This window comes from Saccharothrix sp. S26, assembly GCF_021390395.1.
Taxonomy (GTDB): domain Bacteria; phylum Actinomycetota; class Actinomycetes; order Mycobacteriales; family Pseudonocardiaceae; genus Actinosynnema.
Map to the genome: position 1 here is coordinate 136509 of NZ_JAJUWT010000009.1, position 16270 is coordinate 152778.

At 74.0% G+C, this 16270-nt stretch carries 12 protein-coding genes; 5 read left to right on the forward strand and 7 right to left on the reverse strand.

Features of this window, described 5'->3' with window-relative positions; genetic code table 11:
* Nucleotides 1–6: 6 nt before the first annotated feature.
* Nucleotides 7–3303: a BTAD domain-containing putative transcriptional regulator gene (locus tag LZG04_RS16350; protein WP_233817805.1), complete on the reverse strand. Its 3297-nt coding sequence runs from the start codon at nucleotides 3301–3303 to the stop codon at nucleotides 7–9.
* Between the two features lie 1260 nt (nucleotides 3304–4563).
* On the opposite strand from LZG04_RS16350, the gene LZG04_RS16355 reads away from it, so the two are divergent.
* The gene (locus LZG04_RS16355; protein ID WP_233817806.1) at nucleotides 4564–5595 is read left to right on the forward strand and encodes an amidohydrolase family protein; all 1032 of its coding nucleotides are present in this window, start codon (nucleotides 4564–4566) and stop codon (nucleotides 5593–5595) included.
* Between the two features lie 578 nt (nucleotides 5596–6173).
* Here LZG04_RS16355 and LZG04_RS16360 read toward each other — a convergent pair.
* A complete protein-coding gene (locus LZG04_RS16360; protein ID WP_233818102.1) occupies nucleotides 6174–7370 on the reverse strand; it encodes an MFS transporter in 1197 nt (398 codons plus the stop codon).
* 492 nt (nucleotides 7371–7862) lie between these two features.
* Between LZG04_RS16360 and LZG04_RS16365 the strand changes: the two genes are divergently transcribed.
* Nucleotides 7863–8312 (forward strand): hypothetical protein, encoded by a 450-nt coding sequence (locus tag LZG04_RS16365; RefSeq protein ID WP_233817807.1) that lies wholly within the window; start codon nucleotides 7863–7865, stop codon nucleotides 8310–8312.
* A gap of 58 nt (nucleotides 8313–8370) precedes the next feature.
* Here the strand turns inward: LZG04_RS16365 and LZG04_RS16370 are convergent, their stop codons facing one another.
* A complete protein-coding gene (locus LZG04_RS16370) occupies nucleotides 8371–8826 on the reverse strand; it encodes a hypothetical protein (RefSeq protein ID WP_233817808.1) in 456 nt (151 codons plus the stop codon).
* Nucleotides 8827–9015: 189 nt separating this feature from the next.
* Between LZG04_RS16370 and LZG04_RS16375 the strand changes: the two genes are divergently transcribed.
* Together LZG04_RS16375 and LZG04_RS16380 are read left to right on the forward strand one after the other, a co-directional pair.
* On the forward strand, nucleotides 9016–9567 hold the full coding sequence (locus LZG04_RS16375) for a sigma-70 family RNA polymerase sigma factor (protein ID WP_233817809.1): 552 nt from the start codon (nucleotides 9016–9018) through the stop codon (nucleotides 9565–9567).
* 82 nt (nucleotides 9568–9649) lie between these two features.
* The gene (locus tag LZG04_RS16380) at nucleotides 9650–10402 is read left to right on the forward strand and encodes a zf-HC2 domain-containing protein (RefSeq protein WP_233817810.1); all 753 of its coding nucleotides are present in this window, start codon (nucleotides 9650–9652) and stop codon (nucleotides 10400–10402) included.
* 245 nt (nucleotides 10403–10647) lie between these two features.
* Here the strand turns inward: LZG04_RS16380 and LZG04_RS16385 are convergent, their stop codons facing one another.
* The 3 genes from LZG04_RS16385 to LZG04_RS16395 form a co-directional block, all read right to left on the reverse strand.
* Entirely contained in the window at nucleotides 10648–12378 is a 1731-nt protein-coding gene (locus LZG04_RS16385) for an alpha/beta fold hydrolase (protein WP_233817811.1), read from the reverse strand.
* Between the two features lie 129 nt (nucleotides 12379–12507).
* A complete protein-coding gene (locus tag LZG04_RS16390; protein ID WP_233817812.1) occupies nucleotides 12508–13473 on the reverse strand; it encodes a sensor histidine kinase in 966 nt (321 codons plus the stop codon).
* Nucleotides 13470–14351, reverse strand: a complete 882-nt coding sequence (locus tag LZG04_RS16395; protein ID WP_233817813.1) for an MEDS domain-containing protein — start codon at nucleotides 14349–14351, stop codon at nucleotides 13470–13472. The genes LZG04_RS16390 and LZG04_RS16395 overlap by 4 nt, the downstream gene beginning before the upstream one ends.
* Nucleotides 14352–14590: 239 nt before the next feature.
* Here LZG04_RS16395 and LZG04_RS16400 point away from each other — a divergent pair, with 239 nt between their 5' ends.
* A complete protein-coding gene (locus LZG04_RS16400; protein WP_233817815.1) occupies nucleotides 14591–15925 on the forward strand; it encodes a GAF domain-containing protein in 1335 nt (444 codons plus the stop codon).
* A gap of 4 nt (nucleotides 15926–15929) precedes the next feature.
* On the opposite strand, the gene LZG04_RS16405 is transcribed toward LZG04_RS16400, so the two are convergent.
* Nucleotides 15930–16154: a hypothetical protein gene (locus tag LZG04_RS16405; RefSeq protein ID WP_233817817.1), complete on the reverse strand. Its 225-nt coding sequence runs from the start codon at nucleotides 16152–16154 to the stop codon at nucleotides 15930–15932.
* Nucleotides 16155–16270: the final 116 nt, after the last annotated feature.

Genomic DNA, 16270 nt, shown 5'->3' on the forward strand with positions numbered 1-16270 from the left:
GCGGGCTCAGCTCTCGAATCCACAGGCCGCCTGGTTCATCACCGTCGTGCCCACCGGCGCCAGCAACCGGTCCGCCCGCGCCCAGCCGTCCTCCGAGGCGTCGGGCAGCGACTCCGCCACGGCGGGCGCCCAGCGGTGCCCGCCCCGGCGGTAGGTCGCGGCGGCGTCCTGGCACAGGCGCGCAGCCTCGCCGGTGCGCCCTTCCGCGCGCAGCGTCGCCGCGAGCATCACCAGCACGTGCCCGTGCATGACGGTCAACCCGTCGCGGCGGACCAGGGCGAGCGCTGCGCACAGGTGGTCCATCGAGGCGTCGAGGCGGCCCAGCACCCGGGTCGAGATGGCCAGGCCGAGCCGGGCCTCCAACTCGATCTGCGCGTGCTTGGCGGCGATCGCCACCTCCAGCGCCTTTTCGTGCTCCTCGATCGAGCGCTCCACCTGCCCCAGCGCGCGGCTCGCCGCGCCCGAGACGTTCCACGCGTCCGCGCGGATGGCACGGTCGCCCAGGTCGGCGGCCAGCGCACGGCCTTCCCGCGCCTCGACGCCGGCGGGCTCCGGGTCGCCCACCAGCAGGCTCGCCGTGGCCAACCGGCAGTGCGCGGCGGCCCGGTCGAACCGACTGCCCGACTCCAGGCTGGCCGCCAGCGACGCGCGCAGCTCGGCCAGACCCTCCTCCTCCCGGCCCAGGCCGATCTGCGCGAGCCCGACTCGGCCCAGGTTCTCCGAGCGGGTGAACTCCACGCCGAACCGCTCGTCGATCTCGATCGCGGCGCGGAAGTGCGCCAGCGCTTCGGCGTAGGCCCCGAGCGCGTGCTCGACCGTGCCCAGGTGGCGGTGCGCGCGGGCCTGGGGCAGCGGCAGGTCCAGCTCGCGGTCGAGCGCGATGCCGCGGGCCAGCGTCTGCCTGGCTTCGGTGAGCCTGCCCTTCGCCAGCAGCACGATGCCCAGGCCGTTGCGGGTCTCGGCGGCGAACTCGGGCAGCGAGCTCCGTTCGGCGATCGCCTCGGCGCTGGTCAGGTGCTCCAGGGAGGTCGGGTACTCGGCGATCCGGTAGTGCGCCAGGCCGAGGCTGTAGTGCATGGCCCACTGTGCCCGGTGGTCGCCCGCGGCGATCGCGGCGCGCAGTCCGGCGTTGGCGGCGGCCTGCCACTCCTCGCTGTGCCAGCCCGACCAGAAGTAGCCGCGCAGCACGTCGGTGAGCAGCCAGCTCACCGGTCCGTGGTTCTCCTCGGCTGCGGTGATGGCCGCGACCAGGTTGGGCCGCTCGGAGTGCAGCCAGTCCAGCGCTTCGGCGTCGGTGCCGAAATCGAGGGTGAGCTCGGGCGGGCTGCCCGCCTCCTCGATCCGGATCATGCCGGGGTAACGGGGCACCACCGCGGAGGCGGCGGTGTGCAGGTACCACTCCAGCAGGGCCGACAGCGACTCCTGGCTCTCGTCCTTGCTGTCGTCGGCGCGGCCCCGCTCCACCGCGTAGAGCCGCAGCAGCTCGTGGAAGCGGTAGCGGCCCTGCTCGTAGGGCTCGATGAGGTTCGCTACGGCCAGCTCGTCGAGCAGCCGGGTCGCGGTCGCCACGTCCAGCCCGGCCACGACCGCGGCGGCGGTGGGCGTGAAGCTCGGGCCGGGCACGAGGCCCAGCCGCCGGAACAGCCGCCGCGCCGGTTCCGACAACAGCTGGTAGGACAGGTCGAAAGCGGCCTGCACGGCGGCCCGACTCGTGTTGCCGACGGTCAGCTTGGCGATCCGGTTGCCGTCGCGCAGGTCGGCGACGTAGCTGCGCAGGGTCTGGGTGGGGCGCACCGCCAGGCTGGCCGCGGCCACCCTCAGCGCCAGCGGCAGGCACGCGCACAGCTCGACCAGTTCGTCGGCTTCGTCCGGCTCGGCGACGACCCGTTCGTCGCCGATGTTGTGCTCGAGCAGCCGGCGGCCTTCGACGACCGACAGGATCCCGGTGACCACGATGCGCGCGCCGTGCAGGACCAGCAGGTCCGACAGGGTGGAGCGGCTGGTCACCACCACCGCGCAGCCCGGTGTGCCGGGCAGCAGCGGCGCGACCTGGTCCGCGTCCTGAGCGTCGTCGAACAACAGCAGCACGCGGCGGTCGGCCACCCGTGCGCGGAACATCGCCGCGCGCGCGTCCAGCCCCTGGGGGATGGCCGCGCTGGAGGTCCCGGAGCTGCGCAGGAGCTCGGCGAGCACGTCGGCGGGATCGCGGGGTGAGCCGCTGGTGGCTCCCAAGCGGACGAACCACTGACCGTCCGGGTAGAACAGGCGCACGTCGTGCGCGGCGCGCACGGCCAAGGCGGTCTTGCCGACGCCGGGGGAACCGGTGACGTTGACTATGGGCAACGCCCGCGGCGGCGTCTCCGTGAGCAGCTTCTCGAGTCGCCGCAGTTCGTCGGACCGGCCGACGAAGTCGTGCACGTCCGGCGGCAGCGCGCACAGCACCGGCCAGTGGTTGACCTCGGCCTCGGCGCGAGGGGCGAGCGCCGTCGTCGCGGACGCGGGCGGCTCGACGGCCTCGACCACGGCACGGGCGGGTTCGGAGGTCAGCGTGCCGGACAGGATCTGCCCGTACAGCTCGCGCAGGGCCTCGTCCGGGGCTACGCCCACCTCCTTCTCGAGCTTCTCGGCCAGCTGACGGTAGGTCTCCAGCGCTTCCGCCTTGCGCCCGGACAGGCACAAGGCGCGCATTAAGTGACCCCACAGCGGTTCACGCAGCGGGTGCGCCCGAACCGCGGCGCGCAGTTCACCGATGACCTCCTCGTGCCTGCCCAGCACCAGGTCCAGCTCGAACCGCCGCTCCAGCAGCGTCAGCCGCTGCTCGGTGAGCAGTTGGGCGTGGTCGCGCAGGCTGTCCCCCGGGATGTCCGCCAGCGCCGGACCGCGCCACAGCGCCAACGCCTCGGTGATCGTGTCGCGGACCGCGGTGGGCGATTCCCGCTGCCACTGCTGCTGCACCTTGTGCACCAGCTCGCCGAACCGCAGCAGGTCGACGTCGGCGGTGTTCACCCGGAGGGCATAGCCCATGGGGAGGGTCTCGATGAGCCGGCCCGCGGCGGGCGCGGTGGCGGTCAGGGTGCCGCGCAGCCGGGCCATGTGCACCTGCAAGGCGCTGCGGCTGCTCCCCACCGCCTCGTCCGGCCACAGGGAGTCGATGAGCTCGTCGGTGCCGACGACGCGGCCCGCGCGCAGCGCCAGGGCGGTGAGCAGCACCCGCTGCTTGCCGGCCCGCACCGCCACCTTGTTCCCCCCGTAGTGCACGGTCAAGGGACCGAGCAGACCGATCCGCAGCATCTGTTCCCCCATTCACCCGTGCTCCGTGCGGCGTTGCCGCAACCCACAGCACGATTCGCTGGCCCCAGTCCCGGCGAAAGCCGCCCGCGCCCCATCCCACCGAACGGCCACACCCGGCGGTTCAGTATATAGGTCGGAGATCTGTCGCAAACTCATTTTCCCGTTCCGGAATATGATGGAAACAAGGGTCGACCGCCATATCCGAAGCGTGATACGGCATGCAGAATGTCCGTTCTGTCCGAATTCCGACCGAGATGTCTACCGCCATCCGGGTGTGATCCACAACATTGGGAAGCCGCGTTCGTGACCGATTGTCCGACATGCACAACAGTGCATGTTCCTCCACGCATGCGACCAAACACGACCTCGTCACCAGAACATCTCGTCGGTGCGGGTTCCCGAAGATTACGGCGGGATCCGACGTTCGTGCGCGGAAACCACCGGTATTCGGGCTCGCACGGAATCGGCGGACGACTCGGGGGTCGACACCTGCCGACGCACCCCCGTTCAACGAGATCGGGGTGTGCAGGTCGCGCAGTGCTCCGGCGGCACAGGGCGGCGATTCTCGGAGTGACGGGTTCGTTCCACCTGATAATCAATGTTTTATTCGACCCTGTTCGAGGGGGCGAGACCATCGAGCGGTCGTGCTGAGCCGTCCACGGGTGGTCAATGCGCAAAGTCCGGGTTTCCGGGTGTTCCGCCTTCGGCAGTGGCACGTGGTCGTCGAACGATTTCCGTGACACCTCCGCCGCCACGGTGATCCGTGAAAGAGCTCATCCCGCCGCGGGACGGCGCCGATGCGATGAGGTGGCTCGGGTCGGCCTGATGCCGGCACGCGAAGCTCCCGATGCGGGCGCTGATCACGAGCCCGGGCCGGGTGTAGGCCATCCCGCCTTCCGCGGCGCCAGGGCCACGCCCGGGCCGGTCACCGGAGGCAAGCGGTTGTCCTGTCGGGCACTCCACCGGGGAAGGCGGAGTGCCCGATGGCGGCACCGCGGTCTTCCGGTGTTCCGTTGTCGCCCCGGGCGGGAGGCCGGGATTCGACCTCACCGGGTGAACAGCCGCTCCGATGGAATCACCGGTGTTGCCCCTCGCAGGCCGCGAAACGATGCTGGGAAAACGACTTCCGAGGGTTTCCGGGCCACTTCACCCATCGACGCAGGGGCGGGTCGCCGTGCCGAAAGTGCCGCAGAACGGGCCGGACCGCCTGCGGTGCCGCCCGCCCGACCGGCGGCGGCGGGTCTTCGCGGGCGCGGGCGGGGTCGTGGGCTGATGGCGCGGGTGTCACGGCGGGGTGTCCTGGCCGCGGGTCTGCTCGCCGTCACCGTTCCACCCGGCGGCGACGCGAGCGACCGGCGCGTCGACGTCCACCACCACTGCACCCCGCCCGGTTGGCTGCGCTGGGCGCAGGAGCGCGGCGTCGTCGGGGAACCGCCCTGGTGGGCACGGTGGGACGTGACCAGCACCCTGGCGGTGATGGACCGGTTCGGCATCGAGACCGCGGTCATGTCGGTCACCATGCCCGAGGCCCGCTACCGCGACGCCGCCCAGTTCCGGGAGGGCCACCACGTGGCCTACCAGGCGGTCGCAGACCTGGTGGCCGCCCACCCGGGCCGGTTCGCCTTCCTGGCGCGGACAACCGGCGCTGCCGACCCGGACCTGGCGATCTGGTCGGCCGTCACGGGTCTGGAGGCCGGAGCCGTCGGCGTGCAGGCTCCCACCCACGACCGCCGGGACGCCTACGTCGGCGAACCCTCCCTCGACCCGCTGCTCGCCGAACTGGACGCCCGGCGCACCGTGCTGGTCCTGCACCCCACCGACCTGCCGGGTGGGCAGCCCGACCAGCCGACCGTTCCCGGCGTGCCCAACTTCCTGTGCGACTACGCCCTGGACACGACGCGGGCCGCCGTCTGCATGATCGTCCACCGCACGCTCGACCGCTTCCCCCGCCTGTCGGTGGTCCTGCCGCACGGTGGTGGGGCCCTGCCCTACCTGGCCGCCCGCGCCGAGGCCCTGGGCGGGCGGCTGGAACCCCCGGTGCCGGCCGCGCGGGTGCGCGACTACCTGCGCCGCTTCCACTACGACACGGCCGCGCCGATGTCACCGCACGCCACCCCGACCTTGTTGGCCGTCGTCGACCCCACCCGCCTGCACTACGGCAGCGACTGGCCCGCGATGTCCGCCGACGAGGTCGGTCGGGCCGCCGCGGCGCTGGACTCCGACCCGGCGCTGCCCGGCGCCCTGCGCCCCGCCGTCAACCGGCACAACGCGCTGCGGCTGTTCCCCGGACTGGCCCGACCGTGAGCGCAGCCAGGCCGCCCACCCGGAACGAGAGGGCACCATGGATCACCGCACCACCCGGTCACGAACACGCGCTCTCGTGGCCGCCCGCGCCGTCCTGGCGACAGCCCCGGCAGGCTGCTCCCCCGCCTCCCCCGGGTCGGTGGACACCTCCACCAGGCCGGTCAGTTGTCACTGGAGCACCCGTTGCGGGACGGTGAGCGGTTCGTCGAGCGCGCGCTCGAAAGGCCCTACCAGCCGTCCGCACCCGATGGCGGCGCGGACGGGGTCACCCGGGTCGAGGCACGGAGCCCGAACAGCACCGAGACGTTGCTGGCGGGACCGACCAGTCGGGCGTCCGGTTGCGGTGCCGGGCTCACCGAGGACCGTCCGATCGAACGGTGCGGCGCGCCGGCGTTCCGAAGCCCGGCAACACCCGGGCGTGCGTCAAGGAAGTCCGGCAGGCCGGCACCCCCGCCGCCCGGACCCTGCTCGACCTGCCGACCCCGCGCGGGCAACTGCCGCGGTTGCGGAAGTCGCCGCCGCGCTACGTGGTCTGGGGCAACGGCACCAGCGACGAGATGTGCTCGGGCACGTCCTCCTCACCGAGGAGTCGACCGGGTCGCCGCGAACCCGCGCGAGGACGGCACGACCGCGGCCAAGGCGGGCGCGGCGAAGCAGGTCGCGGCGCAGGCGACCAGCACCGGCCCGGGGCCGAAGGCGTCGATGGCGGGGGCGATCAAGGCCAGGCCGACGGGCGCCAGGCCGTAGGACAGCAGGAAGTCGAGCGAGGACACCCGGGCCAGCGCCCGGGGGTCCACCTCCCGCTGGATGGCGGTGAACCACGGCACGTTGAACAGCTCGATGCCCGCGCCCGCCAGGGCGTAGGCGGCCACGACCACCGCGGCCGGGACGGGCAGCAGCAGGCTCAGCGGCGCGAACCCGTAGCAGGCCAGGCCCGCCAGGGCGGCCCAGCCCTGCGCGCGGGGGTGCCCGCGGACGACGAGGACCGCGCCGACCAGCGCGCCCGCGGTGTAGGCGGTCAGGGCACCGGCGAGCACCGCCTCCGTGCCGTACCGGTCGCGGCTGACCAGGGGCAGCACGACACCGGTGGCGGAGTAGCCGGTGGCGATGACGGCGGTGAGCGCGCCGAGGCCCGCGAGGAACCAGGGGTGACGGCGGGCTTCGCGGATGCCGTCCAGGAACTCCGACGCCAAGCGGGTCCTCCCACCGGCGGTCACCGGCGCGCGGTCGACCCCGGCGGGCGGGATCAGCGCGGACACCGACCACAGCGCGGCGGTGGCGACCAGCAGGGCGGGGGTGTCGACGAGCACGGCGAGCAACGCGGTGAGGCCGGGCGCGACCAGCGTGGTGACCCGGACCGAGAGGGTCAGCGCGGCGTTGGCCTGCTGCCGCCGGTCCTCGGCGACGACCTCGGCCGTCAGCGCCTGGTACGCGGGTCGGCACGCCCCCTGCCCGGCGCCGACGACGGCAGCGGCGGCGGCCATCAGCAGCAGCGAGCGCCCCATGCCCAGCGCGATCAGCGGCGTGGCCGCGGCGGCGACCGTGCCCGCCCACCGCACGACGCGGCGGCGGGGGTGCCGGTCGGCCAGAACCCCGGCCACCGGCACCGCGGCGAGGAAGCCGACCGTGCGGGCGGCGAGCACGACGCCCAGCCCCACCGGCGTGATCGACCGCTCCAGCACGGCGAGGCCGAGGATGAACGGCAACGCCCAGGTGGCGATGCCGGAGGCGGTGACGCCGGTCCACAGCCGGAGGAAGGAGGGGCTCCGGAACAGCGGTGCGGATCGCTCGTCGGCCGGTGCGCCGTCGTGCGCCACGGGGGCCTCCTCGTCACGGGCTCGGTCGACGGACGATCTCCAACGCCTGGGCCGATCATGCTGGCGTCGACGTCGTCGGCACAGTGAGCTGCTTCACAGGAAGCGGTGCGGGCTCTGGCACGACCACTGGTGCACGGGCGTTGCCCGGCGCGTCCGACCGCTCGAACACTTCGGATCCCCGTCGCACGGCGGGAGCCGCCGCCGGTCCGAGCCACGAACGGTGACCACCCGCCGACCGCACGAGATGGCGGGAACCGCCCGCAGTCCGCCCGCGACCAGTAGGACCGGGCGGCGCTGCTTCCGCGCCGACGACGACCCGTGGGGTGGCATGGGCTGGTACGAGGACGACGAGCTGTGGACCGGGTTCGCCGAGGTGATGTTCCCGCCGCGCCGGGTGGTGGAGGCGGAGCGGGTGGTGGCCACCTCGCCGCTGCCGGGAGTCGCGGGCGGGTGGACCTCAGCGAGGCGATGCTCGCCTGGACGCGCGAGGCGTGCGAGCGGGCGGGTGTGCGCGAGCACGTCGAGCCGGACGCCTACGACCTGGTGATCAACATTTACACGTCCTTCGGCTACTTCACCGACGCGGGTGAGAACCTGGACGCGGGTGCGCGGTGCGGCGCACGTCGCTGTACTCCACGCTTTACAGCGCCGCCGAGCTGCGCGCCCTGTTCGAGCAGACCGGGTTCGCCGGTGTCGAGTGCTTCGCGACTTCGACGCTTCGCCCTACGACAACCACGCCCGCCGGTTGATCGTGCGGGGCGCCCGCGCCTGACGGGACGATCAGGAGGCGCGGGCGAAGCAGGTGCCCTTGCCGCCGGGGAGCATGAACTCGCCCAAGCCGCCGCCGGCGGCATCATCCCGGTGGTCGAGGTCGCCGAGCGGGTCGGGACGGCCGGGTGACGCGACGATCCACAGTGGACTGCGGTGGACCGCAGCACCAGCCCAGCGTGTCCGCGGGTCAGGCTGCTCGGCGGTGGTGGGCGGTGGGTCGGAGGTGGCGTGGCCGCCTGCGACGCCCTCCCGCCCGCGGTGCGACGTCGAGGTCGTCGCGCCGGCCGTGGTCGTGGTCGTGCCGGGCCGGTGCGCCGGGGGTCGGCTGGTTCCGGTGGGCGCGGGCGACGAGGTGGAGCAGGAGCAAACCGGCCACCAACGGCACGTGGGAGGCGACGCGCGCGGTGGTCGCGGTGCCGTCGAGCAGGTCGTTGACCGAGAACGTGACCAGCGCGGCGACGAACCCGCCGAGGGTGGGCAGCAGTCCGGCGGCACGGTGCGCGTGCACCGCGGCCACCAGCAGACCGATCCCCCACGCCAGGTTCCACGCCGCGCCTTCGTTGAACAGGTGGCCGGAACCGCCGTGTCCGGTAGCGCCGGCGAGCAGTTGGTGCAGCGCGAGCCACAGTTGGACGACGGCCACCGCCGCCAGGGCGAGGTGACGGGGTGGGGCGGCGGCCGGCACGACGTCGACCAGGTCCGGGTCCGCGCCGACGGGCCGGACCCGGATGGTCCTGCCGAGAGCGCTTCACGGCAGGATCGGCAGTCCACACCACTGGTCGCGCCATTCGGCTCACCGGTTCCCGTCACCGCGTGGTTACGATCCGGAATCGTGACAGCTTTCGACGACGAGGTGACGGGCTGGGCGCTCGACGCGCGCTCCGGCGACCGCGACGCCCTGGAGCGGTTCGTCCGCGCCACCCAGCGGGACGTGTGGCGCTTCGTCGCGCACCTCACGGGCGTCGGCGTGGCGGACGACCTGGCTCAGGAGACCTACGCCCGCGCCCTGCCCAGCCTGCACCGCTTCGCCGGGCGTTCCTCGGCCCGCGCCTGGCTGTTGGCCATCGCCCGCCGCGTCGTGGTCGACCAGGTCCGCATGGCGCAGTCGCGCCCCCGGCTGTCGTCGGGCTCGGACTGGGTGCGGGAGGCGGACCGCAGGGCGGTCGACACCGGTTTCGAAGGTGTCGTCGAGCTGAACGTGCTGCTCGACGCGCTCGACCCCGCCCGGCGCGAAGCCCTGGTGCTCACCCAGGTGCTGGGCCTGTCCTACGCGGAGGCCGCCGACGTGGCGGGCTGCCCGGTCGGCACCATCCGCTCCCGGGTCGCGCGGGCCCGTGACGACCTGCTCCACGCCGCGGGCAACGACTCGTCGGAGGTCGGGTGACCCGCCGTCGCACCGGTTCGGGCTACCTGACCGGGCGAGGCTCGCCGGGACGTTCCGGCGGCGCGCGGGTGACAATCACCCCGTGGACTGCGACACCTGCCGCGAAGCCGTCTCCGCGCGCGCTGACGGCGAAGCCGAACCCGTGCCCGCCGAGGAGACCGACGCGCACCTCGCCTCCTGCGCCGACTGCCGGCGGTGGCAGGAGCGGGCGGCAGCGCTCACCCGCGACCTGAGGGTCCGCCCCGCCACCGACGTCCCCGACCTCACCGCGGCCGTCCTCGCCACCGCCGCGGCCACACCGCCGGTGGCACGGGCCACGCGCGGGTGGTACTGGCGCATGGGCTTGGCCGGGGTCGCGGTCGCGCAACTGACCCTCGGCATCGCGCAGGTGTTCGGGGTCGACGACGTCCCGGGCCACGGCGCGCACACCGACGGCGCCCCGGCGTCGACCCACCTGTTCAACGAGAGCACCGCGTGGAACCTCGCCGTCGGCCTCGGCCTGCTCTGGACCGCGCTGCGCCCGAGAGCCGTCACCGGGGTGCTGCCGGTCGTCGCGGCGTTCGTCGCCTCGCTCGTGCCGTTCTCCGTCAACGACCTGCTCACCGGAGCGGTCCCGCTCTCACGCGTCACCTCGCACGTCTTCCTCGTGCTCGGCTTGGCGCTGCTGGTAGTCGTGCGCCGTACCGCTCACGCTCCCGACGACGGCTCTCACACGACGGAACGGCCGGGGGACCACCGGCTCGACGTCGACGACACCGACGACCCCGGCCGGCAGTCGACCGAGCGCGGCAGGCCGCGGCACCTGCGACCGGTCACCAACGAACGAGCCGCCTGAACCGGACGACGACCCGGTCATCCACCGTGCCGCCGCCCTCGGTGTGACCAGACGTCGGGATTATCGACGTGGGGGTGTCGCCGATCGGTCCCACCAGGGAGCCCGCCGTCCACCCGGCAGCCGCCACCAGCGCGAGCCCGCCGGCGACGACCGCCATCACTCGCGGTCCACCGCGTCGCCGTGCCCGGTCATGCGGACCGGCCGGCGGCCACCACCGCAGCGACCGGGACCGTCGCCGAACGGCGTCACGTCGGGCAGGTGCTCCGAGCCGGGGTGGCGTCCAGGCGCCCCTGCGTCCACGCGAGGAGGTCCGGGATCAGCGGTGAGTCGGGTGCGACGACGCCCAGGTGGTCTCGCCCGGCGTACGTGCGGTAGTCGACGGCACCTCCCGCGGCGCACCGTTGGCGGACGTAGGCGGCCTGCACGGTCGGCAGGATGAGCGGGTCGCTCTCGCCCTGCGCGATGAGCAGCGGAACCGAAATGGGGCCGGTCGGCGTGTTCTCCCGCAGCCTCGCGCCGAACGCGCCGCTGGTCGGGTCGCCGTCCCAGATCGGCCGGTCGAACAGCAACGACGACATCAGCGTCACCGTGCTCGACGGCTCGGCCAGGCAGCGACGCGCCATCTCGCGTGCCTGGACGCGGGCGGTCGGCCGGACCATCGCCGTGTAGTCGACGTCCGGGTAGACCTCGCTGTAGGCCTCGATCACGTAGGCGGCCAGCACGGTGGTCAACCGCAGCCCGCCCAGGTTGTGGACGAGCCCGGACAGGTCGGCGGCGGGTGCGACGGCGGCGACGCCGACCACGTTCGCCCCCGGCGCGTAGGTGGGCGCCAGGATCCCGGTCCACAGCGCGGCGTGCCCGCCCTGCGAGTGTCCCCAGACCACGGTCCGCGGGGCGAGGTCCACGCCGTCGAGCCGGCGGGCGGCGCGGACGGCGTCCAGCACCGACCGACCCTCGCCCTGCCCGATCAGGTACGGGTGCGGGCCCGCGGTGCCCAGGCCCGGGTAGTCGGTCGCCACGACGGCCCAGCCGCGCGCGAGGGCCTCGGCCGGCGCGGGCATGGCACCGGAGCCCAGGGGGTCGGCCGCCAGCGAGGGTGCGCAGCCCGGCGCGACGCCGGTGGTCCCGTGCGCCCAGGCGATGACCGGCCGCGGCCCGGCGGGCGCGTCCCCGGCCACGAGCACGAGCCCGCTCGCCGTCGCCGGGACGCCCTCGTCGCGCGTCGTCGTGTACAAAATCCGCCACGCCCGCGCCCCGGCCGGGATGCCGCGGGTGAACGGCTCGCCGCGCAGCAGCACACCGGGCGCGGTCGGCGCGCCGGAGGGCGGGTCGTAGAACGCGTCGGGCCGGGGCGCGGCGGCGTGGACCCGCACGCTGACCACCAGCAGCGCCACCGCCACCACCAACCCGCACGCCGCCGCGGCGGTGCGGACCCTTCGCGGCCCCACCCGGTGCCCGCGCCGGCCGGGTCGCACCGCCGTGACGACCAGGTCGACGCCGAACAGCACCAGCCGCGCCCCGAACACGACCGCGAGGACGATCTCGGTGACGTCCGGCCAGCTCAGCGCCAGGACGCCGAAGAGCACCGCCGCCACACCGCGCACCGCCGACGTCACCCGCTGGTCCGCCGCACCCCGCGAGGCCCGCACCCCGTCGACCACGCCGGCGACGATCAACGCCACACCGGCCAGGACCGTGATCGTGCCGATCGCGACACCGGGCGCCAGTCCCGCGACGAGACCGGCCGCCACCCACGCCACGCCGACCAGGACGGCGATCCCCGACCGCGCGGAGGCCAGCTCGCCCACACCGGCCAACACCATCCCGACGGCGATCAGCAGCACCAGCACCGCGACCGAGCGGAACGGGTGGGCGATCAGCACCACACCCAGCAGGCCGCAGGACGCGCCGACGATCCCCCGCAACCACCGGGCACGACGCCGTCTCCCCACGGGCTGGTGCGCGGCGTCCGCCATGCCCACATCCAACGACCGCTCGCACACCGCCGGCCGCCGAGGCGCGGCAGAGCACCACATCGGGTGACGCACCCGCGCCTCACGAACCCGCGTTGTCCACCGCTTGGTGCGCGAGGGCACGGAGCGCGCTCAGCAGTGCGGCGCGGTGAGCCGGTGGTGGGTGCGCACGACCGTGCTTTCCGGCGCGGTGCGCACTTGGACGAGGTCGCACAGCTGGTTGACCAGCCACAACCCCCGCCCGCCCGGCTGACCGCCGGTCGGCGCCCGCCGACCGGTCAGCGGATCGGCGACGAGGGTCCCCGCGTCCCGCACCTCGCACACCAGCGTGTCGCCGTCGCGCCACAGCCGCACCACGCCGTGCCCACCACCGTGGACGACGCTGTTGGTGACCAACTCGTTGACCGTCAGCACCACCCGCTCGACCGCGGCCCGGTCCAACGGCGTCGCCGTCGCGTGGTCGCGGACGAACCTCCGCACGGCGGCCGGTGATCCCCGGTCGGACGCGAACGGGCACTGGGCCGCTCCGACGGGCGGCGGGTCGAGCCGGTGGTCCCACCGCGCGGGCGACGGGTGGTCGAACACGTAGTCGGCGCTGCTCGTCCGGACCCCGTCCGCGATCAGGGAGGGGTGGCTGCGGCGCGCCTCGTCCACCACCTGCGCGTCCAGCGCGGCGACGTCGTACGGGCACAACAGCGACCAGGCGGAGCCGTCACCGAAAGCGGTGTTGAGCAGCGTCTCGTGCGCCTGGCACTCCACGACCTCGGCGGAGCTGCGACCGGCCCACAGCGGTTCCCCGATCCCCCGGACGGGCTTGCCGTCGACGAGGTTCCGGTCGACGAAGCGCCGCCACAGCGGGATGATGCGGGCCGGGTTGCGGCCCACCTCGGCCATGTCGGCGAAGTCGACCCGATCCGCTCCCGCACCGAGCGCGGTCCGCAGCAGTCCGATCTTCTCGCGGTCGACCACGACCAGGACCGGTCCGCCCTCGGCGACACCGCCCTCGATGAACGGGACCGCCCCGTCCAGGAACTCCTCGCGCGATGAGTAGAACAACGCCTCGTGCCGGAAACCGCTCACCACCTCGGGCAGGCTCACCGCTCACGCCCTCCGTCACCGGGCGACCAGTCGACGACGGTGCCATCGACGTCGTTCGGCGGCCGGACCTCGACCAGGGGCGCGCTCGACTCGAACCCACCCAACGCCCAGCACTGGAGCAACGACGGGCACGCGTCTTCCACCACGATCCGCAGGTCCGGTCTCGCCCGCGCCACCCGGGCCAGGGCGTGTGCACCGGCCAAGCCGACGAATCCCAGCCCCGAGGTGCGCACCAGCAAGGACGCGGACCGCCCGGCCGCCGTCGCGAGCGCCCGCTCGAACGGCTCGGCGTTGAAGACGTCCACCTCGCCGGCGACCTCCCAGACCCCCGGCGCCACGCTCCACACGCGGAAGCCCGGCTCGAGCGGCACGTCCCCGACCGTGACGGGGTGCACCGCGAGCACCTCTGCGACCGCCTCGTCGTCGAAGCCCGAGGTCCGGTACGCGCACACCACGGTGGCGCCCAACTCCCGCACCACCTCGTCGAGGACCAGCTCGAACTCGGCGACCTCGGCCCGGCCCGGTCCGGCGGCCAGCAGCCAGTCCATGTCCGCCACCAGCCGCAAGCCCTGGTAGCCCTCGTCGCGAGCCACCTCGTCCTGGCGGCGGAACATCCGGTACATCGCCTCGGGGTCCATCGGCCCGCGGCCCAGGAACGCCACGTGCGGATCGGCCAAGGTCACCGACCCGTCGACCGCCAACTCCGGCAGCACCGCGTCCGGGGCGAACCGGAACAGCTTCTGCCGCTGCCGCGCGCCTTCCGCCAGGCACCCCGCGGCCCACTCCTCGAACCGCGGCGAGGAGTCGACCACGCAGCACACGTGCGAACCCTGTCCCAAACGGGTCAGCTCAGCCAACACGCCGACTTGGCGTTCCACGCCATCCACCGCGTCAGCCTAGCCACCTCCGCGGCCACCGACGCCTCGCGCCCGCGCGACGACCGGGCGGGAGCGCGGAGCCGACCCGGGAGGTGCGGCTCGACCGACCTCGTCGTCGCTCGGCCGGGAGCCCGGTTGTGGGGCAGCTCGTGCGACCCGACGTGGCCCGCCGGGCCGTCGCACACCACGGGTGTCCGGGCATTACGATCGACGATCAAGGACGAGGAGTGGGCCACACGATGACAGCGGCATCAGACCAGCACCCCTTCGGCGCGGGGTCGGCGGTCGCCGGACCGGCGACCGCCGAGGAGGACCTGCGGGGTTTGTTCGGGCAGTCCATCGCCGTGTTCGCCTCGCTGGCGGGGCCGGCGCACGTGGTGGAGATGGCGAACCCGGCTTTCTTCGCCACCATCGGCGAGCACCGGGCGCGCACCGGCGTCCCGCTGGTGGAGTTGATGCCCGAGCTGGTCGGTCAGGGTTTCATCGACCTGCTCGACCGGGTGTACCGCTCCGGTGAGCCCTACACCGGCCGCGACGTGCGGGTCGTGCTCGACACCGGTCCGCTCGAGCGGGAGGCGTTCTTCGACTTCACCTACGAGCCGCGCCGCGACGGCGCGGGCAACGTGGTCGGGATCTGGGTGATCGGCGTGGAGACCACCCAGGTCAAGCACGCCCAGCACCTGATGGCCGAGCACCGCGCGCTGCTCGAGCAGATCGCCCGGCAGGCACCCCTGACCGAGGTCCTCGACGGGATGGCCCGCTGCATCGAGGACCTCGCCCCGCAGGAGGTGCTCGTGTCCGTGCTGCTCGCCGACGCCGACGGCGAGCACCTGCGCCACGGTGCCGCGCCCAGCCTGCCCGACTTCTACAACGAGGCCATCGACGGGATCGCCACCGGCGAGGGCGTCGGCTCGTGCGGCACGGCCGCCCACCGGCGGGAGCCGGTCGTCGTCACCGACATCGCCACCGACCCGTTCTGGGACGACTTCCGGGACCTGGCCGACCGGGCGGGCCTCGCGGCTTGCTGGTCCACGCCGATCCTCGCCCGCGACGGGAGCCTGCTGGGCACCTTCGCCATGTACCACCGGACCCCGCGCGCCCCGCAGGAGTCCGACCTGGCGCTGGCCCGCGTCTTCGCCGGCACCGCGGCCCTGGCCATCGAGCGCCACCACAGCGAGCAGGCGCGCCGTGACGCCGAGACCCGCGCCGAGGCGGCCCACGCCGAGCTGGTCAAGGCGATGCGCGCGGAGCAGAAGCTGCGCGCCGAGGCCGAGCAGCGGGCCGCCGCGGCGGCGGAACTGGCCGACCGGATGCGCGCCGCCGAAGCCGCGCAGGCCACCGTGCCGCACCCCGAGCAGTGCCGGCTCGGCGGCGCGGACGGGTGCACCGCCCCGGCCGAGCTGAAGGTCGCCGACGCCTGGGGTGACGCGGCCTGGGGCTGCCACGCCCACGCCGAGGAAGCCCTCCTCAACGTGCGGTCGGCGTTCATCGCCAACGAGGAGCTCGGTGGCCTGGCCGCCTACATCAACCGTCGACCGCGGGCGCGCCAGGCGGGACAGCCCCGCACCGGGTGAACCCTCAGGTGGGGGTGGGCGGCGTGCCTTCGCGGCCCCAGCGGAAGCAGGACAGCGGGCCGACGATGTTCACCGCGATCACCAGGGCCCACCACGGCTCGCGGCCGGTGACGGCGTCGGCGGGCCGCCGGGCGAGGTCCGTCGCGGCCGGCACGACCTGCACCGCGCCCCACGCGATCCCCCATCGCCGCGCCGGCGTCAGCTCCAGCGGGATCCCGTGCTCCGTCATACCGGCCGGCTCCCTCCGGTAGCGCGAATGGCGCAGCGGGACGACTCGCGGGGGTGTCAGGTGGTCGGGCAGGGGGCACCCGTCCGCTTGCCGCGCGCACTCCACCCGGCCACCGC

Bases quoted from the DNA above. Each gene is read 5' to 3' on its own strand.
- LZG04_RS16350 (WP_233817805.1), bottom strand. From the start codon at position 3,303: ATGGGGGAACAGATGCTGCGGATCGGTCTGCTCGGTCCCTTGACCGTG.
- LZG04_RS16355 (WP_233817806.1), top strand. From the start codon at position 4,564: ATGGCGCGGGTGTCACGGCGGGGTGTCCTGGCCGCGGGTCTGCTCGCC.
- LZG04_RS16385 (WP_233817811.1), bottom strand. From the start codon at position 12,378: ATGGCGGACGCCGCGCACCAGCCCGTGGGGAGACGGCGTCGTGCCCGG.
- LZG04_RS16400 (WP_233817815.1), top strand. From the start codon at position 14,591: ATGACAGCGGCATCAGACCAGCACCCCTTCGGCGCGGGGTCGGCGGTC.
- LZG04_RS16405 (WP_233817817.1), bottom strand. From the start codon at position 16,154: ATGACGGAGCACGGGATCCCGCTGGAGCTGACGCCGGCGCGGCGATGG.